Raw genomic sequence first — 25,964 nt, 5'->3', positions numbered from 1 at the left:
GAGTCACCCCCGGTCGCGCAGCGACAGGTCAAACAGGATGTTCACCCCGTTGACCAGCGACTGGCCCTTGCTCTTGGAGTAGTCGGTGTACAGGATGGTCACCGGCACCTCACGGACCCGGATGTCGTTGTTCGCGAGGAACGCGACGATCTCCGAGGCGTGTGCCATTCCGTTCATCGTGATGTGCAGCCGTTCGACGACCGACCGTGAGAACACCCGCAGGCCGTTGTGCGCGTCGGTCAGCTGCAGCTTGCGGGCTGTCGGGCTGAGCGCGACAGCCGTTCTCAGGACCGCCCGCTTGAGCCACGGGACGTGCTTGGCCTGCTCGAGGAACCGCGAGCCGAGCACGACGTCGGCCTCGCCGGTCCTGGCGACCTCGACCATCCGCTTGGCGTCACTGACCTGGTGCTGGCCGTCGGCGTCGAAGGTCACGAAGTACTTCGCGCCGGGCCGGGCCAGTGCGTAGGAGAGCCCGGTCTGCAGGGCGGCTCCCTGGCCCAGGTTGAGCGAGTGCCGGACGAGGTGGGCATGCGTGCCCGCGATCCGGGTGGCCGAGTCGTCGGCGGAGCCGTCGTCCACACACACCACGTTGGGGAACGTCGGACGCACACGTTCCACGACATCGGCGATGACCTGGGCCTCGTTGAAGACCGGAATCACCACCCAGACGTCTTCGTTGGTCACCTGGTTCTCCCCGATAGCGGTAGTACGCGGCGTCCGATGGTAACTGGCTGCACGGTGGCGTCTTTCCTGGGTGGGGCTCCACCCAACGCGTGTTCTTCCACTTACAGCCGCAGGTCAGTTCGGTTTTCAGCGGCGGGCGCGAAAGTACTCCACGGTGCGGCGGACGCCCTCGGCGAGGTCGACCTGCTGATGCCAGCCCAGCTCCCGGGTCGCCGCGTTCGCGTCGAGCGCCGATGCCCGCAGGTCGCCGAGCCGGGCAGGGGCGAACTCGGGGGAGTCCTCCGCTCCGGCGGCGGCCGCGACCAGGCGGTGCAGTTCGCGATCGGAGGTCTGGACCCCGGTGCCGATGTTGAACCGCTGCCCGTTCCCGTCCTTGCCCGCCGCCGCGACGAACGCGGACACCACGTCGTCGACGTAGACGTAGTCCCGGGTGTTGCCCCCGTCGCCGAAGACGGTTGTCGGGCGGCCGGTCAGGAGCGCGGAGGCGAAGATGGCGATGACCCCTGCCTCTCCGTGCGGGTCCTGTCGCGGTCCGTACACATTTGCCAGCGCCAGCGTCGTGCAGTCCAGTTCGAACAGATTTCGATAGGTGTTCAGGTAGACCTCACCGGAGACCTTGCTCGCCGCGTAGGGCGACTTCGGGTTCAGCGGGGTCTCCTCCGAGGCGGGGAGGTCTTCCGGGGCGCCGTAGATCGAGCCCCCGGAGGACGAGAACACGATCTTCCGCGTACCGGCCGCGCGGGCCGCCTCGGCGACGTTGATGGTGCCGAGCACGTTCTGACGGGCGTCGTCCAGTGGGTCCGCGACACTGGCCCGCACGTCGATCTGGGCCGCGAGATGGAACACGACCTCGGGAGCCGCCTCGGCGAACAGGGCGGTCAGATCGGGTGCGGCGATGTCGACCTTGTGCAACGTCATCCGCCCTGTGGCCTCGGCCGCGGCGAGATTGTCGTCCCGGCCGCGCCGCAGGTCGTCGACGACGTGCACCTCGTGCCCGTCGGCCAGTAGCCGATCGACGAGTGTCGATCCGATGAAACCGGCTCCACCGGTGACAAGTGCCTGCACGTTGTTCCCCTCGATAAGGCTCACGCTGTTCTTCCCCGCGCGAATCCGACTGGTGTATCGCCGAACGGAGGAGAATTCAGCTGAATCGTACTAGGCAGGGGCATTCACAAGTCGGTAACGGGGCCGCCCGGAGAGGGCCCCCGCTGCGGCATGCTCCTTCTGCCGCAGTAGGGGCGGTCGTGGCTGTCGACCGCGGGTGAGGTTGGCGCATGACCGCACGGCGGCGGTGAATGACCCGACCTTTGGATAAGGCAGGGTGCCCCCTCAGGCCGTGTGCTGTCGTCACCGCGCTCCGCGTTAGGCTGTGTCTTATGCAAACGAGTGTTATGCACTGCGCACAGGTGTGGCTACTGTGCGCAGGTCGCCTGCACTCGGCCGCCGCGAGTCGCCCGTCGCAAGCTCCGGGCAGCCCTCGTCGACCGAGTTGTGCATAACCCTCGTGGGCCTGGAAATCTCGCGCCACTACTCCTGTATCAGAAGAGGACTGCCTCGGTGAAGATCGCTGTCATTGCCCTCGGGAAGATCGGGCTTCCCCTTGCTGTGCAGTTCGCGTCGAAAGGCCATGAGGTCATTGGCGTGGACGTCAACGCCGAGGTCGTCGACCTGATCAACCGTGCGGTGGAGCCGTTCCCCGGTGAGGCGCACCTGCAGGAGAAGCTCACTGAACTCGTGCCGGCTGGCACACTGCGCGCCACCACGAACTACGCGGAGGCGGTTCCCGGCGCCGACGCGGTCGTCCTCGTCGTGCCGCTGTTCGTGGACGAAGAGGCGCGCCCGGACTTCGGCTGGATGGACGCCGCGACGGAGGAGCTGGGCAAGCACCTGACCGCGGGCACCCTGGTGTCCTACGAGACCACGTTGCCGGTGGGGACCACCCGCAACCGGTGGAAGCCGATGCTGGAGAAGGAGTCGGGGCTGACCGAGGGCGCCGACTTCCACCTCGTGTTCTCCCCGGAGCGAGTGCTCACCGGCAGGGTGTTCGAGGATCTGCGCAAGTACCCCAAGCTGATCGGTGGACTGTCCGAGGCGGGCGCGGCGCGTGCGATCGAGTTCTACGAGGCCGTGCTGGACTTCGACGAGCGGCCCGACCTCGTCCGGCCGAACGGTGTCTGGGACCTCGGCTCGGCGGAGGCCAGCGAGCTGGCCAAGCTCGCCGAGACGACCTACCGCGACGTCAACATCGGCTTGGCGAACCAGTTCGCCCGGTTCGCCTCGACCGCGGGCATCGACGTCTACCAGGTGATCGAGGCGTCGAACTCGCAGCCCTACAGCCACATTCACCAGCCCGGCATCGCCGTCGGCGGGCACTGCATCCCGGTGTATCCGCGCCTGTACCTCTGGAACGACCCGGACGCGACTGTCGTGCGGGCGGCCAGGGAGGCCAACGCGGGTATGCCCGACTACACGATGGGTCTGCTGGAAGGCGCCCACGGCGACCTGACCGGCGCGCGGGTGGTCGTGCTCGGCGCGGCCTACCGGGGCGGGGTCAAGGAGACCGCGTTCTCCGGCGTGTTCGCCGCGGTCGAGGCACTGCGCTCGCGCGGTGCGACGCCGCTGGTGCACGACCCGCTGTACACCGATGACGAGCTGCGCTCGCTCGGCTTCGAGCCCTACCACCTCGGGGAGAAGGTGGACGCCGCCGTGGTGCAGGCCGACCACCGCGAGTACTCCGGCCTCGGCCCGGACGATCTGCCCGGTGTCCGGACCTTCGTGGACGGTCGTCGGGTGAGTTCGGCCGATCGCTGGCCGGACATCAGCTACCGGGTAATCGGCAAGGCCTGAAAGCGAACTGGTGAACTGGAGCTACGTGGCGATCGTGACGCGCGTTTGCCAACAGACGCTGAAAGCCGCACTCCTGAAGAAATGATGGGTTATGTCGTTCGTTGCTGACGGAGCACAGGTCGCGCAGACCGCGAAGCTCGGCGAAAACACGAAGATCTGGGACCTCGCGCAGGTGCGGGAGAACGCCGAGCTTGGCGAGAACTGCATCGTCGGGCGTGGTGCCTACATCGGCACCGGTGTCCGCGTCGGTGACAACTGCAAGATCCAGAACAACGCACTGGTCTACGAGCCGGCCGAACTGGCGGCGGGTGTGTTCATCGGACCTGCGGTGGTGCTCACCAATGACACCTACCCCCGCGCGGTCAACCCCGACGGCAGCTTGAAGAGTGCCTCCGACTGGGACGCCGTCGGCGTGACGATCGCCGAGGGGGCTTCTGTCGGTGCCAGGGCGGTGTGCGTCGCCCCGGTGCGGATCGGTGCGTGGGCGACGGTGGCGGCCGGAGCCGTGGTGACGAAGGACGTGCCCGACTTCGGTTTGGTGGTCGGCGTGCCCGCCCGCAGGGTGGGCTGGGTCGGCAAGGCCGGCGCGCCGCTGCGTCAGGAGGGGGCGCGCTGGGTCTGCCCGTTGTCCGGGCAGATTTACGTCGAGTCGGACGGAACGCTCACCGAGTCCGATTAGGACGCAGAGGCGCTGATCAGCGCGACCAGACCCCGACAAAGCTGCCGCAGCTGATCCGCTGCCCGGTCAGCCGGCCCTTGATCGCTCGCTCCAGCCCGGCGTAGTCGATGATTTTCGCGTCCTCCGGCACTGTCGCGGGCACCTGTTTACCCGCCTCCAGTCCCTCTCGCGCGTCGATGGTCTGGAACAGCACGAGGTAATCGCCTTCCCGGTCTAGCCGGTCCGCGGTTTCGAGCATCCGTTCCCTGGAGTCCGCGACGAGTTCGAGTGGCCGCGGCCACTCCACGGGAAACGGGTTGTGCACACCGAACGCGGGATAGGCGAACGCATTGTCCGGTAGCACGGCCACCCGCCCCGCCGGATAACGCTCGATACAGTCGTCGATCTGCTGCACGTAGGTGAAGGTGTTGATGTTGGTCCGGATACCGGTCAACGCCGGGTCGACCTCGCCGAGATCCGCGACAAGTTCCCCTTGCGGCCGGTCCCGGTATGGCGCGGCGTCATGCGAATCGGCAAGCAGCAGCCCGGCCAGCAGGACGATCACCAGGGCGAGTGCGCCGGCGGACAGGGCCCATGCCCGGCCGCCACGTTCGGCGAGTGTGTCGCCGAGCCGGCGCAGCGTGTCGCCCCCGAGCAGGTACAGGGCGGTCAGCGCCATGGTGCCGCCGAGGAATGTCGGGGAGTCCCAGCCCCAGGACAGACTGGACATCCAGGCGACCAGCACGATGATGAACGGGCGCCAGGGCAGCCTTCGGCGGCTGACGGCGTCCACCACGCAGGCGAGCACCAACAGCCACCACAGTTGGATACCCCAGTCGCCCGCCCTGGACAGTTCGCTGTTCACCAGCAACCGGACCACGAAAATACCGAAGAGCAGCAGAGCCCCGAGTTCGACGATTCGGGCGGGAGTGCCGATGTGCGGGACCAGCAGACGCACGGCGATCACGGCCACGGCACCGGCGAGCATCAGGAGCAGGGGCAGTTGGGGTAGCTCGCCCAGTTCGAACAGGCGTTGGCCATACGCGGGATGAGCCCCGGTGAGCTGCGCGATCAGGTCGGGCAGGCCGCCCGCGATCGTGACGACACCGAGGTACACCAGCCCAGGGGCGGCGAGACAGAGCAGATCGATGAGCCGGTGCCGCCACCACGCCGCTCCCTCCGGGCGGCGTGCGCCGCGTACGGACGGATGCAGCAACACCATGAGCAGACCGATCAGTGCCGCGGGCGCGAAGCTCTGCTTGGTCAGTGCGGCAAGGCACAGCAGGACCAACCCGGCCCGGTAGTGCCAGGTTCGCCGTGCGTGGAGCCCGGCGTCGACTGCCCACAGTCCGCACGCCGTGAGCATGAGTCCGTCCACCGTGTGCCAGGCGGTGAGTCCGTGCGTGTGCAGGTTGATCACGCTGGCCGCGGCGACGAGGCCGGTCAGCAGTGGCCCCCACCGCAACAATGAACGCCGGATGACCAGCGCCGCGAACCCGATCGTCAACAGCACGATCTGGACCATCGACACCAGGTTCGACATGAAGAAGAGCGGGCCGGGCAGTAGAAAGTCGAAGGTGTGCAGCAGCGGGGAGCCCAGCGGCCGTGCCGAGATGATGTCCCGGTGCGGGATCTCCCCGTTCAGGAGCCGCCAGCTTGTGCCGAGGATGAAGCCCTGATCGGTGGGGCTGAATCCGAAGCGGCCGACTCGCAGGTTGACCGCCAGCGCGAGCAGCCCGATCCAGCCGAAATGCGCCAGTAACACCCACGTTCGCCGCTTTCGGGACGAATGCGTCGAAACCAGCAAATCGGCGCTCAACCGTACTGCTCCCTGTGCTGCACTCCGTGTTGCGAGAACGAACTCACTTCGAAGCCGCGATGTTACAGGCGGGCAGAGCTTTCTGCCGTGGGGAGGTCGGCCCGAACAGTTAGTTGATGGCCTGGATGAGCTTCTCTTCCAGAATGGGCGCCAAGGTGCGGGAGTAGGTCGCGGTCAGGTGTGAGGTGTCGCGGTAGACCAGCACATTTCCGATCACGGCCGGACATTCACCTGCTGGGCATACGTACTCGGTCATGTCGATTAACGCGACGTTGTCGGGCAGGTCCACGAGGTCGCGTGCGGGATCGGTGTCCGCCTGGCTGTAGGCGGCGCTCGACACGCACTGATCGGCACCACGGGTTGCGACGCACTCGGGACCGTCGATCTCGACTCGCGGAAGGTCACGGATGCCGGCAACCTTGATTCCCAGTTCGTCCAGTTGCCGCCAACGGTCGACAAAACCCTGGAACGTTTGCTCGCCCTCTTCCGGGCTCGCATGGGTCGAGGACGTCAAAACCGCGTCAGGACGAAGTTCCGACAAGGTGCGCATGGCGCCTTCACGCCATTCGACGCACTCCTCGTACAGCTCCCCGTTCACGGTCAAAGGTGTGTCAGTGCTGAACTGGCACGAACTCTTGGTGAGGTTGAACAGCGTCCAACCTTTGTTGTCGACCACCTTTTTGAGCGCGGGGTACCAGTGTGCGCTACGTGAGGCACCGACCACCGCGATGCTGTAGTCGGCGGTGCCGGGGCCGTACTCGCACACCGCTACTTCCGTGCCCTCGAGGGTGACGTGGCAGCCCTTCTCGTACGTGACGGGCAGGTCGTCGCGGGCACTTGCCGGTTCGGGCAGAACCGGTAGCGCGCCCGGGGCCCGGTTCCGTTCGGGGAACGCGATCGCCTGTGCGCCAGGATACCGCTCAGGGTCGTCGACCATCGCCGCCGCGAGCTCAGCTCGGCTGTCGAGTCGCTGTGTCCACATTGTCGAAGCAACCAGTACCGGTGCCATGAACAATCCGACGACCGCGACCGCCCACGCCGGAGATGTGCGTGGCTTGGTGAATGCGTTGACCGGGTTCTCCAGCAGTGCCTTGGTCGCCGCCGCCAGTACAAGGGATACGCAGATGACGATGAGCCCGCCACGAAACGTGGCCAGGGAACGTTCCCGTACGGCCAAATACACGATGAGGACCGGCCAGTGCCAGAGGTACAGGGCGTAGGAAATGCCCCCGAGGTACTTCAGTGGTCGCCAGGTGAGCAGCCGGTCGGCGCCGATCCGGCTTCCGGTGGTCCCGGCGATCACGACCAGCAGCGCCGCAATGACCGGCCACAACGCGACGTAACCGGGGAACAACGTGGAGACGTCGAACAATGCGCCACACAGAATCAGTGCGGCCAGTCCGAGCCAGCCGAGGAGCACACGCAGCCGTTGGGGCAGTCGGAGGTACGGCAGGGCGATGGCCAGGATGCCGCCGAGGGCGAACTCCCACAGTCGGGCGCCGAGATCGAAATATGCCCACGGCTGGTTGGTGCTGGTAACGAAGATTGAGTAGGTCAGGGAGGCGACGAAGACCGAGGTGAACAAGGCGAGCCCAGCGGACCTCGTGCTGAAACGTAGTCGAGTGAAAACCAATGTGACAAGACTGATCAGTACGGCCCAGATCACATAGAACTGGCCCTGCATCGACAATGACCAGAAATGTTGCACCGGACTCGGCAGTTCGGTTCTGTCCAGATAGTCGACCGCACTGGTGGCCAGGCTCCAGTTCTCGAAGTAGAACGCGGTGGCGACCACCTCGCCGATCGTGTTGTGCCACCGGTTCTCCGGCAGCCACAGATAGGTCGCCACGAGAACGCCGAGCAGAACGACCGCGACGGGTGGGAAAAGGCGTTTGAAAAGCCGTCCCCAGAATGCGCCGAACTCGATGCGCCCCCGGTTCTCCGCTGCCCTGAGCAGGGAGCCACTGATCAGGAAACCCGTAAGGACCAGGAATACGTCCACTCCGCCGGATACCCGCCCGAACCACACGTGGTAGACGACGACCATTAGGACCGCGACCGCGCGCAGCCCCTCGATCTCCGGACGAAAGCCCGCAACGAGCGGGGTTTTTCGAGAATCGGCAGGGCCTGTTTTGTTTATGGGCGGACTGGTGATGTCCGACACACTTGGCAGGTTCATGCCGCTTGGCAGACGTTAGGACTCATGTTGCCGGGATTGTTCCTTGTTTTTTTGGATGATCAGTACGTCCATACTGAATCAGCCCGGCAGTGCACAAGCTAGCTCATTCCAATAACATTTCTGCCACGAGTGATCTGGTCACCGCCGAATCTTCGGCCGAGTTCAGCACTTCAGCGGCCTTGTTCGAGTTCTGCTTGTAAACGCGCACTTGCTCGACGTCCAGTGCGGCCAGGGTGTCCCGCATGGCCTGCGCGGACGCGTCCCGCGCGATGACGCCGAGGTCGTACTCCGTGATCAACCGGTCGGTTTCCGGGGCCGAGCCGAACACGACGGCCAAGCGCGCCTGCACGAAGTCGAAGATCTTGTTGGGCAGCATGAACCGGTGGTTCGGGGTGAGGGGCGGCAGACTGAAAACTCCGACGTCGTACTGGTTCAGCGTCGGCACCAGCTCGTGTGGGGTCACCGGCGGATGCAGCGTGATCCGGGGATCGTCCGCGATCAGCGCGCGAAGCTGGTCCAGATAGCGCCCGTTGTCCCTGCCGGGCACCAGATACAGGTCAAGGGAGTACGTCGAGTCCAGCCCGCGGACCGCCTCGATGAGTGTTTCGAGGTTGCGGCCCGGGATGGCGCCGCCACTGTGCACCAGCCTGATGGTCTCCGAACCGACCTCGCTCGGCTCCAGTTCGCGGAACGCGCCCGCGTTGCGAACGGTGCGCGGACGTACCCCGAATCCCTGCTGGTAAAGCTCACCGATGGAGTCGTTGACCGTGGTCACAGCCGCCATCTTCGGCAGGTACTTCCGGCACTGGTAGATCATGAACGGCTTCACCAGCAGCCGCCAGGACCGCACGTGGGCGCGTTCCTCCGGCGCCCACTCGTGCATGTCCGCGAGGATCGGTGCGCCGTCGGCCACGCGGTGGGCGAGCGCCATCGCACGGGCCTCGTTCGCCACGACGACATCGAACTTCCTGCCTTCGAGCAGTGTCGCCGCGGCGCGGACGGCGGGCCCCATGAACTCGACGCGATCGAATCGGCGCAGGGCGAGCAGGGCGACCCCGGCGGGTGTCTGCGGCAGCGACGGCAGATCAGCGTCGATTTCCAGGTGTTCGGTGGCCGCTGCCGGCTTGTCGCCGTAGCCGACCGTGGTCACCTCGCCGAGTTCGGCGAGCACGTCGAGTTGGCGCAGGACCCGGGAGTCACTGTTGATATCCGAAAAGGAGATACAAAGAATCCGCCCGCGATGCGCCATGGCCAGGGAGTCTAACCACGTCCAGTGTCAACCTTGAGACGGCGTGCGCACCGATTTGCGGACCACGGCCAGCAGGTCGCGCCCGTGCAGCAGCAGCCAGCCGACGGCGAACCCGGCGACCATGGCGACATCGAGCCAGCCGGGACCGGGCACGCGCGAACGCAGCAGGACCAATCCGGCCCCCAGTGCGGCTCCGGCCAGCACTCGCAGCATGAGCATGCCCCAGCGGTGCCGGTCGCGGCGCCACACCAGCAGCACCGGTAGAAGACCGGTGATGCTCATGCCCACCAGGTAGCCGGTGGCGATGCCGAGGACCGAGAGGTGGGGGATGAGGAGGACGGCGACACCGAGGCCGACCAGAAGACCCGCACCGCGGATCAGCGCCACCATCCGTGCCCCGTGCTCGCTGTAGGACCTGATGGATTCGCTGGCCGCGGTCGACACCGTGAGCAGGAAAGTCGCGACGAGCAGCAATTCGAGCACCGGTACCGCGGCGGACAGCTGGGGCCAGATGAAGGCGACCAACAGCCTGCTGCCCACCACCAGCACACCGAACACGCCACCGACCATGACGATCAGCGTTCGCTGGGCGGTGTCCGTGTGCCGTCGGACGGTTGCCAGGTCACCGCGGCCGACCGCACCGGACAGCGCGGGCAGCAACAACAGGCTGAGCACCGCGCCGATCATCGAAGCCGGGGTGGCCAGTGTCAGCGCCGCGGCATAGGCGTCCGCGCTCAGCACGTCGCCGGTCTGGTGTGCGAGCAGCATCGTCAGTTGCAGGAAACCCGCCGTCGCGAGGGAGCCGAGCACTCCCCACGCCACGAAGCGATTGATCTCCGCCCGTAAGGCGGGCTCGATCCGGCCCCGCCGGGAGCGAGGCCAGCCCGCGACGGTGTAGAGCAGATAGCCGACCGTCAGCGGAAGCAGCAGCCATGCGCGAAGGTCGAAGACGAGTACCAGGACGAGGCCGCCGACCGCGACGACGAAGGACAGGACGTCCCAGACGGTCGCCCGCAGTACCCGGCCCGTGGCGTAATGCGCACCGCGCACGAAGGTGTACCCGGACCAGCCGACGGTCAGCAGCGCGACCAGTGCACCGGTCAGCAGTTCGCCCGGCACGAGCACGAAGTAGGTCAGCAGTCCCGCACCGAGGCCCAGTGCCGCCGACGTCAGCAGGCACAGCCGTGCGAGGTAATGGGTCAGCGTCATCCTGAGTTCGACGTCGCCCGCTTCGCGCGCCAGGAACTTGCCCGCGGCCGCGCCGATGGAGGTCGGCCACAGCAGCGTGGCCAACAGCGCGGTGGAAATGGCACTGTTCGTGGCCGAAAGAAAACCCGCCGGAAGTGTGCGCCCGACCAGCAGGCTGTACACAAAACGCACGAGGCCCTGAATGGCGATGCCGGTCGCCGAGACGAGGCTGCGCAACGCGACCGGCAGCGGCACGGTGTCCGTACGTGCGTCCGGTCGCGTCAGCAGCGCGCGACGGTGACCGATGAGTTCCGCCTGCCTGCCGGTAGCATCGGCGCCGCCATCGGGCGTCACAGTCATAGCGCGACAGTATCTGTGGTGGCTGCGCCCCTGGTCAGGTGGTCGAGCCGTCGAGGGTCACGGCCTGTTCGGCCCCTGCCGAGGCGAAATCGAGGGCAGGAATAAAGTGAGGGTTATGCACAACTCGGCCGACGGGGGCCGCCCGGAGCTTGCAAAGGGTGGCCTGTGGCGGCCGGGTGTCGGTGAGGCGCGCAGGACAGCCACAGCTACGAGCGTGCAGAACACTCATTCTAGTTGGATGCAGTGAGACGACAATCCCCGAACGATATCGAGGGCGAGACGTGAGCAAGGACTTCATACCCGCGGCCAAACCGATTGTGGGCGACGCGGAGCGAGAGGCAGTCGACGCCGTTCTCCGTTCCGGGATGCTGGCTCAGGGCGCCGAGGTCGCCGCATTCGAACAGGAGTTCAGCGACGTACTGCTGGACGGCAGGTCGACGGTGGCGGTCAACTCCGGCACCGCGGGGCTGCACCTTGGTCTGCTCGCCGCGGGAGTCGGCCCCGGGGACGAGGTCATCGTCCCCTCGTTCACCTTCGCCGCCACGGCGAACGCGGTGGCACTGACCGGCGCCACGCCGGTGTTCGCCGACATCGAGCTCGCGCACTACTGCCTCGACCCCGAGCACGTGGCAAGCGTGATCACCGAGCGCACCAAGGGCATCATGCCGGTGCACCTCTACGGGCACCCGGCGAACATGCCCGCGTTCCGGCAGCTCGCCGAGAAGCACGGACTGGCCCTCTACGAGGACGCCGCGCAGGCACACGGCGCGACCCTCGACGGCGCGCCGGTCGGCACCTTCGGCACCTTCGCCATGTTCAGCCTGTACCCCACCAAGAACATGACCTCCGGTGAGGGCGGCATGGTTTCCACCGGGGACAGCGAGGTGGAGCGCCTGCTGCGGCTGCTGCGCAACCAGGGCATGCAGCGCCAGTACGAGAACGAGGTCGTCGGCTTCAACGCGCGGATGACGAACCTGCACGCGGCGATCGGCAGGGTGCAGCTCACCAAGGTCGGCGACTGGACCAGGACCCGCCAGGCCAACGCGCGGTTCTTCGACAAGAACCTCGACGGTGTCGGGGTGCCCGCGGTCGCGGACGGTGCCGTGCACGTCTACCACCAGTACACGATCACCGTGCCGGAGGACCGCGACGGTTTCGTCGCGGCGCTGAAGGACGAGCACCAGGTCGGGGCGGGTGTTTACTACCCCATCCCGAACCACCGGCTGCCTTCGTTCGCCCGCGCGGAAGACCTGCCGAACACCGAACAGGCCGCCCGGTCGGTGCTTTCGCTCCCGGTCCACCCCTCGCTGGACGACGAGGACCTCGAGCGCATCGTGACCGCGGTGAACACAGTGGCGAAGGCGGGTGCGTGACGATGGCTGACCTCCGAGTAGGCCTGATCGGCCTCGGCATGATGGGCAGGCACCACGCGCGGGTGATCCGCGAGGTCGAAGGGCTGACGCTGGCCGCTGTCGCCGATGCCACCGGCGACCCGCACGGTGTCGCGGGCGATCTGCCGGTGCTCGGCACCGTGGCGGAGCTGATCGACGCGGGCATCGACATGGCCGTGTGTGCCGTACCGACCGCCATGCACGAGGAAGTCGGGCTCGCGCTGGCCGAGGCAGGCGTGCACACCCTGGTCGAGAAGCCGGTGGCACACACCGTCGAGGCGGGGACGAAGCTCGTCAAGGCGTTCGCCGACAAGGGCATCGTCGGCGCGGTCGGGCACATCGAGCGGTACAACCCCGCGTTGCAGTCACTGCGGGCGCGGATGGCCGACGGCGAGCTCGGCGACATCTACCAGATCGCCACCCGCAGGCAGGGCCCCTTCCCGGCGCGAATCGCCGACGTCGGTGTGGTCAAGGACCTCGCGACGCACGACATCGATCTGACCGCGTGGCTGGCCCAGTCCGAGTACGCCACCGTTTCCGCGCAGGTGACCACCCGTTCCGGCAGGCCGCACGAGGACATGGTCGCCGCCACGGGCAGGCTCGACAACGGGACCATCACCAATCACCTGGTGAACTGGCTGTCGCCGATGAAGGAACGGCTCACCGTGGTGACCGGCGAGAAGGGTGCGTTCGTCGCCGACACCCTCACCGCCGACCTGACCTTCTACGCCAACGGTGTGATCAACACCGAGTGGGACTCGGTGGCGAACTTCCGTGGCGTGTCCGAGGGCAACGTGACGCGGTACGCGATCCAGAAGCGGGAACCGCTGCGCACCGAACACGAGAAGTTCCGCGACGCGGTGCTTGGCCTCGACGCGGGCGTGGTGACCATGCAGGAGGGCCTGAACACCCTGCGCACGGCCGAGGAGCTGCTGCGCACGGCCACTCAAGCGGTCAGCCGGAGCGTCTGAACCCATGACAGCGCGGATCACCATCGTCTCGCGGCTGTTCCGGCCGGAGACGGGTGCGGCGGCCTACCGGCTGGGTGCCCTGGCTGACGAGCTGGCGGCACAGGGGTACCAGGTCAAAGTGCTCACCACGGTGCCGCCAAAGGGAACCCAGATCGACGACGCCGGGCTCGACGTGCGGCGATGGCCGGTGCTCAGGGACAAGGGCGGAAATGTCCGCGGGTACGTCCAGTACCTCAGCTACGACATCCCGCTGTTCTTCCGGCTGTTGCTCACCAGGAGCGATGTCGTGGTGGTGGAGCCGCCGACGACGACCGGCGTGGTCAGCAGGGTGGCGTGCGCGCTCAAGCGCACCCCGTACTTCCACTACTCCGCCGACGTGGTGTCCACGGCGGCGGAGGGCATCGGTGTCAACCGCACCGTGGTCCGGGTGCTGAAGGTGCTGGAGCGATGGGTGGTCAAGGGCGCCCGCCGGATCATCGCGGTGTCGGACGGCGTGCGGGAAGACCTGCTCTCCCTCGGCGCCCCCGCAGAGCGCATCGCCGTCGTCGGCGTGGGAATCGACACCAGCAGGTTCTCCTTCACCGCGGACGCCGAACGCCGCCCCACCAAAAAGCTGGTGTACGGCGGGACGATGTCGGAAATCCACGGTGCGGACGTGTTCATCCGTGCGTTCGGCAAGATCGCCGACAGGCATCCGGACGCGTCCCTGCTGATGATCGGCCAGGGCGTGAACGTGCCCGCGCTGAAGGAACTGGCGACCGAGATCGTTCCCGGCAGGGTCGAGTTCCGCTCACCGCAGTCCGCGGAACATCTGACCGGCGAGTTCTCCAGCGCCGCGGCCGCGCTCGCGTCGGTGAAGCCTGGCGTCGGCTATGACTTCGCCTTCGCCACCAAGGCGCTGGCCGGCATGTCCGCAGGTGCGCCGGTCATTTACGCCGGTGTCGGCCCGATGGGCGCGCTCATCCGGGACAACGACCTCGGCTGGGCGGTCGACTGGGACGACGGCGCCGTAGCCGAGGCGATGGACAAGGCGTTGACCGAACAGCCTGACGACACGCGCCGCGGTCGGCTGTCGCAGTGGGTCGATGACAACCACAGCCTGCGGACCGTCGCCACCAACACGGCCGACGTCATCAACCGTCATCGATAGTGCGAAGGCCTGCGCCTCAGTCAGCAACCGGTGATCTTGTAGAGCGCTGCCGTCGCACCCTCGTGGTCGATCCTGGTCACTCCGGGATTCGTGGGCAAGGACTCGAGGCCGTCGAAATGCTTGCCCTTGTTGTGCACCTGGCGGCCTTCGAAATGCAGCACGTAGTAGCTGTTCAAGCGCTGGATGATCGAGCAGACCTGGGGATTTGTCGCCATTTCGTTCAGGCCGTACATCACCGTCAGCACGTCCTGCGGAATCGAGTTGCCGACGTGCGGGGTGAGCGTGCGGCGATCGGCGAGGGCGTAGGCGAGTGAGGTGCCGGTCCACGGGTTTCCGATGATGGTCGCGTCCGGGGGAACCTGCTCGTCGAGCCGCTCGATCAACGCGCGTTCCGGCAGGGACAGAACATAGGAGTTCTCGCCGATGCGGTACGTCGCTTTACCGTGGGCGATCTCGTAGTTGACCGAGCTGTACTGCCCGACAACGGCCAGCACCACGGCGGCCACAAAGGCAACGGTTGAGATCGCCGGCGTCGTCTCCCGAGTGGGACGTAGCCAGGACAGTTTCGGGAATCGGCCGGACAGCGATTCCTGAGACCGGGTGAACAGCCAGGTGGCGGAGATCGTGCAGAGCACCACGGTGATGACCGGTAGTTGCCCGGCCAGCCGGAATGAGTCGTTGTACCAAACACCTGTGACGAAGTCGCGCGGCCAACTCTCGCGAAATCCCGAGACGATGACGAACAGGCCCGCGGCGATCAGGTAGATCCCGACCACCCACGCACTGATGAGCCTGCGCATGACAAGGCCGATCGCGACCAGCGTCAGCAGCAGCACGATCCAGGTGGGCCCCTGCTGCATGAGACCCGCGGCAAGCACCTGGCCGATGGCCTGGGGCATCTGTTGGATCGGTTCCCACGCCGAGGCGGACTCGCTGGGCCGGATTTTGGTCCACAGCAGCACAACGGCGGACAGATAGCAGAGAAGCAGCACGATCAGTCCCCAGTACCGCACCGCGATGGCGCGCCCGGTGGACAGGGTGCGGCGGTAACGGACAATTCCGACCACGAAGATCGGCACCGCGAACACCAGCAGTGCCAGCACGCTGCTGGGATGAGCCAAGGCAACACCGGGGACGACCGCGCCGATGAGTACCAGCGCCGCGAGCCACCTCGGAGTCCCGTCCCGCCCCCCGACGCCGACCGCCATGGCGACCAGGGCGATAGCGGCGGGCAGCAGCGCCAGCGAAAGGAAGAACGGGTAGAGCACCCCGAACGTGACCATCAGGTAGGGGAACGCGCCGAAGACGGTGGACAGGGCCCCCGCGAACAGCACCGGCACCGGGCGGACTCCGGTGACCCGTGTGGTCAGGAAGATGCAGGAGATCGGCCAGACCAGAGCCCCGACCACCAGGGTCACCGCGTTGATCGACGCCGGAATCGACGCGCCGGACACCTGCACGACCAGGCTGACCAGGTCGTGCCAGGCGGCGGGGTAGGTCGAGGGGTCCGCCCCGTTGCTGTACATCCCCCCGAGAGTCAGGGTGGATCCCGAGCCGCTGTCGAGGATGTACCGGAGTGCGTTGAGGTGGAAGATGTTGTCGTAGGTCTGGGAGATGTTGTCCGGACTGCCGATCATCACGATCAGTCCGCGCGCCAGCATCACCGCGGGAATCAGCAGGGCACCGGCGTACACCAGTAAGGTCCACCGGTGCCGAACGGGTCGTGACGTGGCCCTTCGCGTGTTGAGGGCGCCGGGAGTCAGCCTGCGCAACACCAGGCCGATCGCCGCGAGGATGACCGTCGGAACGACGAGCAGCAGCACGCTCCAGCGGACACCGATCATCGGCCCGGCCACGGCGGCACCTGCCAGCAGGCCGATGGACACCGGGGCTGCCGTACCCACCGCGACGAGTCCGGTGATCGCCCAGCTCCGGACGACCAGGTATCCGGGAAGGAAGACGATGGCGACAGTGCACAGCACAGCCGGAACCAACTGCCACCAACTCAAAGTGTGCTCCTTGCGATCACGCTGCGTGCCCTGGCGCTCGTACGTTCACGCCGGCGACTTGAGACTGGTACCGGCTATGCGCAAAGGCCTGCTCCGCCACCGGAGCCCCTGGCAGACTAGCAATCGGCCGAGGTACCTCACCGACTGTGTCAGCTCGTTGCGCTGATCGAGAGTTCTAGCCCGAACGAGTGTCGCCCACAGGGTAGGGAACCATGTTCGCGGTCCGTGACGGTCGATACGTTCGGTGATCACCTTCTCGCCGAGAGTGTCGTCCGAAGAAGGGCGTCGCTCAGCGGACGTCAGGATCGAACGCTGAGGCTCCACATCAGACAGAGCCGGAGAGGCGCGACGGTCGCGACTCGACGGTCGGACCACCCAGTGCCCACAACCTTGCGAGCGATCCAGGAGTCAGACCTGGGTATGTAGCGATACCACAGCAAATCGCCCCGAGTGTTGTTCGCGGGGCCGTACAGTGTGTCCGCGCCTGCCGATGCCAGCCACTTGGACCCCTGCCAGCCCCAGCCGTTGCTCCTCGTACTGGCTCCAGGTGTTGTTGGCCGCGTTGTAGTGGTTGCGGAACATCTTGCCGTCCGGGGTGCGGGCATAGATGACATCGTCACCGGCGGCGACGATCAGGTTGTACTTTTTGCCCCAGTCGCGGGCCGCGACCCGGTGCGCCCACGTCTTCGCGACCGGATCGTAGGAGCGCCAGCGCAGGTGGTTGTCCGACCCCATGGTGAAGATGTGCCCCGTTGGAGTCGGCCGTGATCCGGTTGCGGTACGCCGTCGTCGTGTAGGAGCCCCAACCTGTGCCGATGTGCTTTGCCCAGTTGCCGTCAGGCCGGTCCCATCCGGTCCCGTTCCAGCGGTACCGATACAGGTTGCCGTTCTCATTGGCCGGGTAAACGTCGCCGTCCTTGCCCGCGAACGGCCGGATCTTGGACCAGTCGTTGCCGATTCCGATGCAGTCTTCACGCAGCCAACCCAACTCTCCCGCTCCAGGCTTGGTGTGTTCGTAGAGGCGCAGGTCGCCCACTCACCAGAATGGTGCCCAGAACACCGGCTACGCCCAGGGCGACCGGGCGACGTCCATTGCCCACGCTCTTCTTCCGCATCTCCTTGCCCCTCATCCCGAGATCCTGCGTTTCAACTGCGTGAGCTTGTTATTGGTCCTGATCGAATTCGCCAGATTTCTATTCTTTGACTCGTTCATAAGTTCTCTTATATTGCCAATATTCGAATGACCCGTGGGGTAGATGCTTTCGTTGCAACTGCCTGGCCTTGGTGGGGCAGCACGTCATCTCGCGCTACCCCACCAACAAACCGATTACGCAGCCCGGCAACCATCCGGAGCTGCGGTGACGTCGTGCTGCTGGTACCACCGCCAGCGCTCGGCAAGCCGCACAGGCCGCCAAGGCTGTGGGCGAAGCTGCTTGCGCGGCAGGGGATGCGGCACGGGCGGCGATCAGCGCCGGCAGCAATGCTGCGGCGGCAGGGCAAGCGGCGTACGAGGCCGGAAGTCACGCCGCTGCGGCAGGCGCTCAGGCCGATCGCGCTCGCGCCGCGGCGGCCCGTGCCGAGCGGGCGGCCGCCAGGGCCACTCGCGCCGCGAACGCCGCGGACGCTCTTGCCCGCGAAGCGGAACGGGCTGCCAACGAAGCACACGCCGCAGCCAATCGCGCGGCCAACCACGCCGAGGCCGCGGCGCAAGCCGCCGACGACGCTGCCAAACATGCGGGTGACGCAGATCGTGCGGCCGATGCGGCAGCAGCGCACGCCGCAGCCGCCAAGGAAGCCGCGCAGGAAGCCACCGCGGCCGCCGCCCAGGCCCAGAAGGTGGAACAGGCAGCCCGGGCTGCGGAGGCGGAACGCCTCGCCACGCAGACCGAGGAAGCCGTCGAGGCGGCCAAGGAACTGCGCACCGAGTACGACAACCTCAAGTCCGACATCGCTTGGGATACGGAGGAAGCGGCCCGACGCGACGAGGAAGCACGTCGACTACTTGCCGAGGCGTGCGAGCCCGGCACTCCGGAAACCACCGTCGTGGCCAAGGGCAGGCGAGTGGCCATGCGCATCCTCACCACCGGCGGCCCCTGGAGCCAAGGCGCGGCTGAAACCGCACTCATCGGGACTGAAGCACAAGTCGTTCAGTTCGTGCGCACAGAGCTCACGTTGGCCACAGAGCAAGACGACCACGCACGGGTGGCGCACATCGCTGCTACCGGTACACCGGAGGCGCTCGCCGACGCAGCGGAAGCGGCTCTGTCCGGCACCCCTGAACAAATTCGTACGTTCCTCCGCACCCAGAATTACGAGGGTCGCGAGCACGACGACCGCATCGCCATCCTGCAACTACTCAACGACGCCGGGCCAGCTGTGCGCGACGCCGCAAACGCCGCACTCGACGGCACGACGGCCGACCAGCGCGAATTCCTACGCACGGGACAGTACGTTGCTCGCGAACATGATGAGCGAATCGCCGTCCTGCAGGCGCTTTCCTCCGGCGGTCCGGAGGTCAAAGCTGCCGCGCAGATCGCACTCGAAGGACCTCCGGAGCTACTGAGCGAGTTTCTCCGGGTCGAAAAGCACCGCGCCATCCAGCGTGATCAGGCCGCAGCCTCCCACGTGGCGACCGTCCAGCGGTACGTCGCCCAGGCCGCACAGTCTGCTGCCACTGCCAACGAGAACGCGGCAGTCGCGGCCCAGAATGCCGCGATTGCCCGCAAGGCCGCGGACGAAGCCGCCCGGCACGCAGAGCGGGCACGGCAGTCAGCCAACGAGGCACAAGGCTACGCAAACCAAGCCCGCAGCTCCGCCCAACAAGCTCAGGAGTACGCCAACCAGGCCGCCGAATCCGCCCGCCAAGCACGAACCGCCGCAGCAACGGCACGTGAGGACGCACGCCAAGCAGCCAACTCGGCCACCCATGCGGCACGATCCGCGGCGAGCGCCCGCGCCTTCGCGGCCCAGGCCGCCGATGCAGCAGCGCAGGCACGCGCCTCGGCAGAAGCAGCTGGCAAGGACGCCGCCGAAGCCGCGAAAGCCGTTAGCGAAGCCGTCGAAATTTTTCTTCGACTACACCGCGAAGAGGAAGCGCAGCGGCGGCTGGACGAATCGAATGGTAAGCCGCTGAGGTCAGTGGTAAGGCAATATGATAATGGCACTCGGGCACTTTTCGTCGACGGCGAATGCTTCGTCAACGGCGTTGCGATCCCGTTCCAAGGTGTCGGACTTCCCGAATGTGAAAGACTGGCGCGAAACTTTGACTCCTGGTTGGCTGGGGATGGTAGTTACTATAGTCAGAGCGGTCCAGCAAACGAGCATGATCTACCGGCGCTATACCTGCGGGCCTACTGCGAGACCGCGCCGGAAGACTGCTCCACCGAGCTCCGGGGCCAACTCGCGCAGGTTCCAGGTTTGGTGGTCGCTGTACAGGAATTGGGTGGCGAAGGAGCGCTTTTCCGAACCCTTCTGAGAAGGGCAAACAAGCTCCTCAAAGGTGGCGTCACCAGTATCAATCCATTGCTTCCTGGGCGTTCAGGATCAGCTCTGCAAGGCTGGTCGAGTCGGACATTTCAGGTGAGTAGCGCCAAGATTTCCCTCACCAAAGAACGCATGACTCATATCCTCGAGCGTCATCACCCCAGTTACTGGAATGGATCTTGGAAGTCGCAACAGAGTTTCTTCAATGGTAAGGTTACCGTAAAAGAGGTCGAGGACGTCATAAGTCAGTCGATAAATCAGCACTCGAAGAAGATTATTGATGCGGGAGTTGATGGAGACCTCTCGAGATTAGTCAGCACGGTAAATGGAAGAGAGTATATTATGTCCATAAGTCGCGGAAAGATTGTGCAGTTCTATCCACTATGACGAGCAATCTGTACGAAACAATCGACGTTGATACGTTTCTGGCATACTCGGACAAGGATTGTTATACCTTGGTCAGGGTCAACGAGTGTAACGTGCTGCCGGACACCAGAAAAACGAAGGATTTGCTGGGTTCGGTGGAGCTCACCGTAAATGGTAAGAAAATTATCGACAGACAATATATCGACGATATATTGCTCCTATGGATAGACCTTGTCAACGTAGTTGCCGACCTTCGCGAGGGCAAAAACACGTCGAGCTACTATCCGGATCAGCCAATCAGGTACTGGTTCTGTAGGAGTAAGGGTGGCCGAGTTATTGTCGGCTTGGAAAATGGAGGAAATAAATTCGAAACTTCTGCGAATGTGGAGCAATTGATTGAGGTTCTTCGACTGGCTGGGATCATGTTCTTTCAAAAGATCGAGCAGATCAGTAATCAGTTTTACCCGCGACAGCTTCGGCAACTGAATGCGGATGGCTACTGATTCTAGCCTTGCAGTGGTGACGTCTGCGCATAATTTCCGACGGGATGTCTGTGGTCTGGCGTGCGTGCTAGTTTCTTTTGGTGCCGATCGAAACAATTCGTGAGTTTACGGCGGTGCAGGCTGGAGCTGTCCCCGGCTGTAACCCCACATCTATCGCCTACGCTGGCTGGGGAGCCGAGTGGTTGCGCTGAGTAGCTACGTGCGGCATCAGCCTGCGCAGGGCTCAAATAACTGAGTGCACCACCGGACGTCGATGTTCTGCAATGTGGGCCAAGTCGAGATGCCGACTACTTATGGGGTCCCGATTAGTTTGCACGAGGAACCGTGCGCACGTGCGCTTGCTGGCTACCCCGACGTCGTCCCGGTGTTCACCCGATCTTCGGCACGCAGTTCGTACAGCGCCGCGTCGCGGTTGCGATACACCAGATCCAGGAACGGCAGTTCGTCCAGCCCCGTCAGGCCGGGCGGCTTCGGTGCGTCCTGCGGGTAGCCGCCGGTTCCCACGATGACCCAGCGCACGTTCAGTTCTTCCACCGTGGCACGGACTTCCGGATCGGTGCGGTACCGGTTGAACCGTTCCGACAGCAGCTGTGCCTCCGGCGGCACCAGTCCCCGGTCGAAATGACCCGCGACGGTGCGGACGCCGCTGAGCGCGTACGTCCATACCGTGCCGTCCGCGCGGTCGTTCATGGCCCAGTCACCGGGGTCGGCGCGCTCCGCGAGTTCGAGCATCGCTGCCGCTTCGCCCTTGCTCAGCGGGAGTTGGTGCTCGTCGACGCCGGGCCGGGGCCCGTAGCCCGGCTGCACGACGCTGGCGTTCGCGCTGCTGTAGAGGCCGCCGCTGCCGAGGATGAACACAGCGAGCACCACCGCCGCGGTCAGTGCTGACGCCGCGTGGCGAACGGGCAGGCGAAGGCGGGCCGTCCGTTCGTACAACCAGCGCTGGGTCGAAGCGATCCCGTGCGCGGCGAGCAGGCACAGGGGGACGGTCGCGATCGCCAGAAACCGGTACGGGTCGTCCCACCACGGCCGGGACAGCATCTTCACGAGCGGGTGGTCCGAGCTCATCACCGCGACCGCGAAGATTCCGGTGATCAGCGCGGTCACGGCGATCCAGCGCAGTTCGCCGAGGCTCTTCAGGGTGACAAGGCCGACGACGAGCGCCGCGGTCAGCCACAGCTGTGGGTGGGGTTCGAAGTGCTGGAACGTCAGCAGTGAGCCGAGTGCGGTGTTCACGCCGGTGTCGCTGGGCCAGCCCTTGTAGGGGACGGCGCCGGTGGCCAGACCCAGTGCGCCGAACAGCTGCAGCCAGCAGAGCAGGATGCCCGCGGCCGCGATCGGGAGCAGCAGGACGAGATCCCGCCGGATCGCGGCGAGCCGCTGCCTGCCTGCTTCGCTCCACCGCTGAAGCAGCAGCGGCGCGGCGAAGAGGATTCCGGTGAACAGGGTCGAGGAGTGGATGGTCAACAGGCCCACCGCGGCCGCGGCCAACAGGAAGCCGGTGTCCGCCGCCGGTCGCGTGAGATAGGACTGCAGGACCACGGTGGCGAGCGGGGTGAGCGCAAGGCCGAGCAGGAACGGGTACAGCGGGCCGTGGTCGAGCGATTCGTAGAGCAGGGTGACCGGCGCGACGACGACCAGCGCCGCGGCGCCCGCGAGGACCGCCCTGCCGTTGAACCGGCGGACCACCGCGATCACGGACAGGGCCAGCAGTGCCGGCAACAAGACCGCGCCAGCGTTCAGCAGCACCGGGATGTCCACGCCCGTCAACGTGTACGCCAGCGAGCCGACGAGGTGGTAGGCGTTCGGGTAGAAGAGCTGGTGGTCGGCGGCGTACCAGTTGGTGTTCCCCGTGCCGGTCAGGCTGCCGTCCCCGGTCTCGGCGATGTAGCGGATTCCGTTCGCGTGGTAAACCGCGTCGAAGCCCTGCGCCACCGCGTTCCCCGCGCCGAGGCCGCGCAGGATCGTGTAGGCGCCGACTGCCGCCGCCACCAGCAGGCAGGCCAGCACGCCCCAGTGTGCCACCGGCGCCCATGGAGACGGCGCCGTCGTGTCGCCAGATCTGCGACGGACGCGTGCCCGCACCCCGAATGCGGCTGCGGCGACCAGGACGAGGACCGCCAGAAAGCTCACCACGGTGAACTGAATCCCGAGCACCGCGAGCCACGGGCCCGCCAGCCCGGCGACCGCGTAGGTGAGCAGTGGTGCGACGGCCGCGAGTTGCCAGCCACGTAGCCCGGCCAGGGCCGCGACAAGCAGGCCGGGAATGACGATCAACGCGGCGTAGACGACTGTCACCACGCCGAAGGACACAAGGGAGATTTCGGTTGGCATGGGCGATCCCTGGCGAGGTGGTGGGGCCATTCGGCCTAATAGTCAGGGCAGTTTGCCATGGTGTGGACCTGAAGACGCACGCAGTGTCGGTAACCGTGTTCGGGCAGTGATCCTTCTGCACGGTCGGTGACATCCGGGGAGGTCTTCGGCGCGCGGCGCGTAGCCGAGCCGCGACGAAACGTGAGGTGGAAATGTAGTCTCGTCGCAACTGGGCAGGCCTGCGTCTGGGGAGAGCGAGGGGTCAGTTGGTCGTCGTCGTGGGGGCTTGGCTGCTGCTCGCCGTGTTCGTCCTGGCGGCGTGGTCACGGCTCAACACCCGCCGATCCTGGCGGATCATCGCCGTGCTCCTCGCGCTCGGCTTCTCGCTCGCGCACCAGTTGCTGTTCTCGACGGTGGCCGAGGACGCGTTCATCACCTTTCGGTACGCACTGAACATCGCCGAGGGAAACGGACCGGTATTCAACGTCGGCGAGCGGGTCGAGGGCTATTCCAACTTCCTGTGGATGGTGCTGCTGGCACTGTTCAAGACCCTGTTCGGTGCGGACATCGTCGGCACCGCCGTGGTTCTCGGTGTGCTCAGCACGCTCGGTTGCGTGGTGCTGGCCTACGTGCTCGTCCACCGGATCGTGCGCAAGGGACGGGGAACGGAGGACTCCGCTCCGGCTTTCGGTGTCGCCGCAGCGGTATTGACGGCGGGTGCGAGTGGGCTGGCGGCCTACGGGCCGTCCGGGCTGGAAACCCCACTGTTCCTGCTGCTCGCGCTCTGCATCTGCCTCTCGGTGGCGGAGAACCGCTGTGTGATGGCCGGAGTGCTGGTCGCGCTGGCCGTGATGACCCGCCCGGACGGCGTCGTCATCGCGATCGTCGTTGGGATCTGGTTGGTAGTCCGTGCCGCGCGGCACCGGGTGGACTGGTGGGCGCCGGCCGGGTACGTGCTAGGTGCGCTCGTGCTCGCTGTCCCGTGGACGGCATGGCGCGTCACCTACTACGGCTACCTCGTGCCGAACGCGCTGGCGGCGAAGTCCGGGGCGCCCCTCGGCTGGCAACTCGAGCAGGGCGGGGCGTACCTGGTGGAGTTCGGCGTCGCCCATGGCGGCTTCCTGCTGCTGGCCGTCGCGGCGCTGGTGCTGTTCGTGGTGCGCAGGCCGCACGCCGACCGGGCGGAGGGGGTACCGGAGCCCGACGTGATCCTCGCCCGCTCCGTGGTCTGGCTCGTTGTCGCTCTCACCGTCTTCTACCTGGCGTTCATCACGTACGCGGGCGGTGACTGGATGCCCGCGTGGCGGCTGCTCGCGCCGGTCCCGCCGCTGGTGGCGATCGGTTCGCTGGCTGCGCTCGGTGTGGCCGGAGGTGGCGTCAGGACGGGGGCGTCGCCGTCGCCGCGACCGCGACGGTTCTGGCTCGACAAGGCCGTCGTGCCCGTTGCGATTGTCCTTTCCGGACTGTCGCTGTTCGCGTCGATCACCCATGAGCAGATGCTGGAACGCATGCACGACTGGCGGGACGCGATCGCCGAGCTGGGGGAGATCGGTGACTGGTTCGGTGCGACGTTGCCCAGCGGTACGGTCGTCAGCACCTTCGCCAACGGCGCGTTGTCCTATGAGGCCGGTTCGCGGATCGTCATGCTCGACGTTCTGGGACTGACCGACGAGCACATCGCCAGGCACGGTCAACGCGACAAGCGGCTCGGCCTCGTCGGTCACCTGGCCCAGGACTATGACTACGTGGTGAACGAGCGCATGCCCGCGGTGGCCATCACCACGGGCAGCGGCTACAGCGAAACCCAGCGCTGCGGTGCGGACCCGCTCTACGCGGGGCGGTATCTGGTGGCGACATTCCGGCGCGTCGGAACGGACAACTGGGTGAAGGTGTACCTGATCCGGGAACAGGTGACATGGCTTGTCGAGACGCTGGGTGCCGACCCCCGGTTCGAGCACGTCCCCTGCGGCGAGTGACCCGCACAACCTACGGATCCGTAGGTTTTCCCCGTTACGGTCACGTAGCCTGGGGAAATGGCAGAGTTCGTGTACCCGCCCGTCGTGCTGGCGGCGAAGACCATGTTCCGCGTGCTCGACAACAAGCTCCGGGTCGAGGGCACTGAGCACATCCCGGCCACCGGTGGTGCCGTCATCGCGTGCAACCACGTCAGCTACCTCGACTTCATCTTCTGTGGGCTGGGTGCGCAACCGGCCAAGCGGCTCGTTCGGTTCATGGCGAAGCAGGAGATCTTCGCCAACCGCGTCGCCGGCCCGCTGATGCGCGGAATGCACCACATCCCGGTCGACCGCACCGCGGGCAGGGCCTCCTACGACGAGGCCGTGCGGCGGTTGCGCGCAGGGGAGATCGTCGGCGTGTTCCCCGAGGCCACCATCAGCCGGTCGTTCACCGTGAAGGGGCTCAAGTCCGGCGCGGTGCGGATGGCGGCCGAAGCGGGCGTGCCGGTGGTGCCCATGGCGCTGTGGGGAACGCAGCGGCTCTGGACCAAGGGCAGGCCGCGCACACTGACCAAACGGCACGTGCCGATCTCGATCCTCACCGGTGAGCCGCTGTACCCCCGTCCTGACGAGGACCCCGAGGTGCTCACCAAGGACCTGCGGGTGCGGATGTCGGCGCTGCTGGACACCGTGCAGGCGGAGTACCCGGAGCAGCCCTCGGGCGAGGAGGACCGCTGGTGGCTCCCCGCGCACCTGGGTGGCACCGCCCCCACCCCCGAAGAAGCCGCGCAGCTCGACGCCCGGGGCAGGTAGCTCCGGCGGCGCACCTGCCCGCGCCG

Annotated in this window: 18 protein-coding genes; 9 read left to right on the top strand and 9 right to left on the bottom strand. The window is 66.2% G+C overall.

Annotated features, from left to right (window positions below; genetic code table 11):
• Positions 1-3: 3 nt before the first annotated feature.
• Both BM199_RS07880 and BM199_RS07875 read right to left on the bottom strand, forming a co-directional pair.
• Positions 4-684 (bottom strand): glycosyltransferase family 2 protein, encoded by a 681-nt coding sequence (locus tag BM199_RS07880; protein ID WP_091671528.1) that lies wholly within the window; start codon positions 682-684, stop codon positions 4-6.
• Between the two features lie 126 nt (positions 685-810).
• Positions 811-1,773: an NAD-dependent epimerase/dehydratase family protein gene (locus BM199_RS07875; protein WP_281245678.1), complete on the bottom strand. Its 963-nt coding sequence runs from the start codon at positions 1,771-1,773 to the stop codon at positions 811-813.
• Between the two features lie 468 nt (positions 1,774-2,241).
• On the opposite strand from BM199_RS07875, the gene BM199_RS07870 reads away from it, so the two are divergent.
• Positions 2,242-3,531: a nucleotide sugar dehydrogenase gene (locus BM199_RS07870; protein ID WP_091671526.1), complete on the top strand. Its 1,290-nt coding sequence runs from the start codon at positions 2,242-2,244 to the stop codon at positions 3,529-3,531.
• Positions 3,532-3,622: 91 nt separating this feature from the next.
• Positions 3,623-4,210 (top strand): acyltransferase, encoded by a 588-nt coding sequence (locus BM199_RS07865; protein WP_091671525.1) that lies wholly within the window; start codon positions 3,623-3,625, stop codon positions 4,208-4,210.
• Positions 4,211-4,226: 16 nt separating this feature from the next.
• Here the strand turns inward: BM199_RS07865 and BM199_RS07860 are convergent, their stop codons facing one another.
• The 4 genes from BM199_RS07860 to BM199_RS07845 all read right to left on the bottom strand — a co-directional run bounded on the left by BM199_RS07860 (position 4,227) and on the right by BM199_RS07845 (position 10,984).
• A complete protein-coding gene (locus BM199_RS07860) occupies positions 4,227-6,008 on the bottom strand; it encodes a hypothetical protein (protein WP_245788217.1) in 1,782 nt (593 codons plus the stop codon).
• 109 nt (positions 6,009-6,117) lie between these two features.
• Positions 6,118-8,187, bottom strand: coding sequence for an acyltransferase family protein (locus BM199_RS07855; protein WP_091671523.1), 2,070 nt, complete (start codon positions 8,185-8,187; stop codon positions 6,118-6,120).
• A gap of 103 nt (positions 8,188-8,290) precedes the next feature.
• On the bottom strand, positions 8,291-9,436 hold the full coding sequence (locus BM199_RS07850) for a glycosyltransferase (protein ID WP_091671522.1): 1,146 nt from the start codon (positions 9,434-9,436) through the stop codon (positions 8,291-8,293).
• Positions 9,437-9,463: 27 nt separating this feature from the next.
• The gene (locus tag BM199_RS07845; RefSeq protein WP_091671520.1) at positions 9,464-10,984 is read right to left on the bottom strand and encodes a hypothetical protein; all 1,521 of its coding nucleotides are present in this window, start codon (positions 10,982-10,984) and stop codon (positions 9,464-9,466) included.
• Positions 10,985-11,265: 281 nt separating this feature from the next.
• Between BM199_RS07845 and BM199_RS07840 the strand changes: the two genes are divergently transcribed.
• From BM199_RS07840 to BM199_RS07830, 3 genes are read left to right on the top strand one after another with little or no spacing between them, the layout of a single operon-like run.
• The gene (locus BM199_RS07840; protein WP_091671518.1) at positions 11,266-12,357 is read left to right on the top strand and encodes a DegT/DnrJ/EryC1/StrS family aminotransferase; all 1,092 of its coding nucleotides are present in this window, start codon (positions 11,266-11,268) and stop codon (positions 12,355-12,357) included.
• A gap of 2 nt (positions 12,358-12,359) precedes the next feature.
• The gene (locus BM199_RS07835) at positions 12,360-13,346 is read left to right on the top strand and encodes a Gfo/Idh/MocA family protein (protein ID WP_177242514.1); all 987 of its coding nucleotides are present in this window, start codon (positions 12,360-12,362) and stop codon (positions 13,344-13,346) included.
• A gap of 4 nt (positions 13,347-13,350) precedes the next feature.
• Positions 13,351-14,496, top strand: a complete 1,146-nt coding sequence (locus BM199_RS07830; protein ID WP_091671514.1) for a glycosyltransferase family 4 protein — start codon at positions 13,351-13,353, stop codon at positions 14,494-14,496.
• A 20-nt stretch (positions 14,497-14,516) separates the two neighbouring features.
• Here BM199_RS07830 and BM199_RS07825 read toward each other — a convergent pair whose 3' ends face one another.
• Together BM199_RS07825 and BM199_RS07820 are read right to left on the bottom strand one after the other, a co-directional pair.
• A complete protein-coding gene (locus BM199_RS07825; protein WP_143101790.1) occupies positions 14,517-16,505 on the bottom strand; it encodes a DUF6541 family protein in 1,989 nt (662 codons plus the stop codon).
• A gap of 408 nt (positions 16,506-16,913) precedes the next feature.
• On the bottom strand, positions 16,914-17,240 hold the full coding sequence (locus tag BM199_RS07820) for a hypothetical protein (RefSeq protein ID WP_091671511.1): 327 nt from the start codon (positions 17,238-17,240) through the stop codon (positions 16,914-16,916).
• 684 nt (positions 17,241-17,924) lie between these two features.
• Between BM199_RS07820 and BM199_RS07815 the strand changes: the two genes are divergently transcribed.
• Positions 17,925-20,375 (top strand): ALF repeat-containing protein, encoded by a 2,451-nt coding sequence (locus BM199_RS07815; protein WP_143101789.1) that lies wholly within the window; start codon positions 17,925-17,927, stop codon positions 20,373-20,375.
• A 92-nt stretch (positions 20,376-20,467) separates the two neighbouring features.
• Complete coding sequence (locus BM199_RS07810) at positions 20,468-20,857, top strand: hypothetical protein (RefSeq protein WP_143101788.1); 390 nt, start codon at positions 20,468-20,470, stop codon at positions 20,855-20,857.
• A gap of 345 nt (positions 20,858-21,202) precedes the next feature.
• Here BM199_RS07810 and BM199_RS07805 read toward each other — a convergent pair whose 3' ends face one another.
• Positions 21,203-23,191 (bottom strand): DUF6541 family protein, encoded by a 1,989-nt coding sequence (locus BM199_RS07805; protein WP_091671505.1) that lies wholly within the window; start codon positions 23,189-23,191, stop codon positions 21,203-21,205.
• A 245-nt stretch (positions 23,192-23,436) separates the two neighbouring features.
• Between BM199_RS07805 and BM199_RS07800 the strand changes: the two genes are divergently transcribed.
• Both BM199_RS07800 and BM199_RS07795 read left to right on the top strand, forming a co-directional pair.
• Positions 23,437-25,146, top strand: a complete 1,710-nt coding sequence (locus tag BM199_RS07800; RefSeq protein WP_091671503.1) for a hypothetical protein — start codon at positions 23,437-23,439, stop codon at positions 25,144-25,146.
• Between the two features lie 57 nt (positions 25,147-25,203).
• A complete protein-coding gene (locus tag BM199_RS07795; RefSeq protein ID WP_091671501.1) occupies positions 25,204-25,938 on the top strand; it encodes a lysophospholipid acyltransferase family protein in 735 nt (244 codons plus the stop codon).
• Positions 25,939-25,964 lie beyond the last annotated feature (26 nt).

The organism is Amycolatopsis marina (genome assembly GCF_900111885.1).
GTDB lineage: Bacteria > Actinomycetota > Actinomycetes > Mycobacteriales > Pseudonocardiaceae > Amycolatopsis > Amycolatopsis marina.
This window is presented reverse-complemented; position numbering and strand designations above follow the sequence as displayed.

What these genes read in the sequence shown, in the direction of transcription:
- BM199_RS07850 (WP_091671522.1), bottom strand. Translation starts at nt 9,436, where the DNA reads ATGGCGCATCGCGGGCGGATTCTTTGTATCTCCTTTTCGGATATCAAC.
- BM199_RS07865 (WP_091671525.1), top strand. Translation starts at nt 3,623, where the DNA reads ATGTCGTTCGTTGCTGACGGAGCACAGGTCGCGCAGACCGCGAAGCTC.
- BM199_RS07795 (WP_091671501.1), top strand. Translation starts at nt 25,204, where the DNA reads ATGGCAGAGTTCGTGTACCCGCCCGTCGTGCTGGCGGCGAAGACCATG.
- BM199_RS07855 (WP_091671523.1), bottom strand. Translation starts at nt 8,187, where the DNA reads ATGAACCTGCCAAGTGTGTCGGACATCACCAGTCCGCCCATAAACAAA.
- BM199_RS07805 (WP_091671505.1), bottom strand. Translation starts at nt 23,191, where the DNA reads ATGCCAACCGAAATCTCCCTTGTGTCCTTCGGCGTGGTGACAGTCGTC.
- BM199_RS07835 (WP_177242514.1), top strand. Translation starts at nt 12,360, where the DNA reads ATGGCTGACCTCCGAGTAGGCCTGATCGGCCTCGGCATGATGGGCAGG.
- BM199_RS07820 (WP_091671511.1), bottom strand. Translation starts at nt 17,240, where the DNA reads ATGGGGTCGGACAACCACCTGCGCTGGCGCTCCTACGATCCGGTCGCG.
- BM199_RS07830 (WP_091671514.1), top strand. Translation starts at nt 13,351, where the DNA reads ATGACAGCGCGGATCACCATCGTCTCGCGGCTGTTCCGGCCGGAGACG.
- BM199_RS07845 (WP_091671520.1), bottom strand. Translation starts at nt 10,984, where the DNA reads ATGACTGTGACGCCCGATGGCGGCGCCGATGCTACCGGCAGGCAGGCG.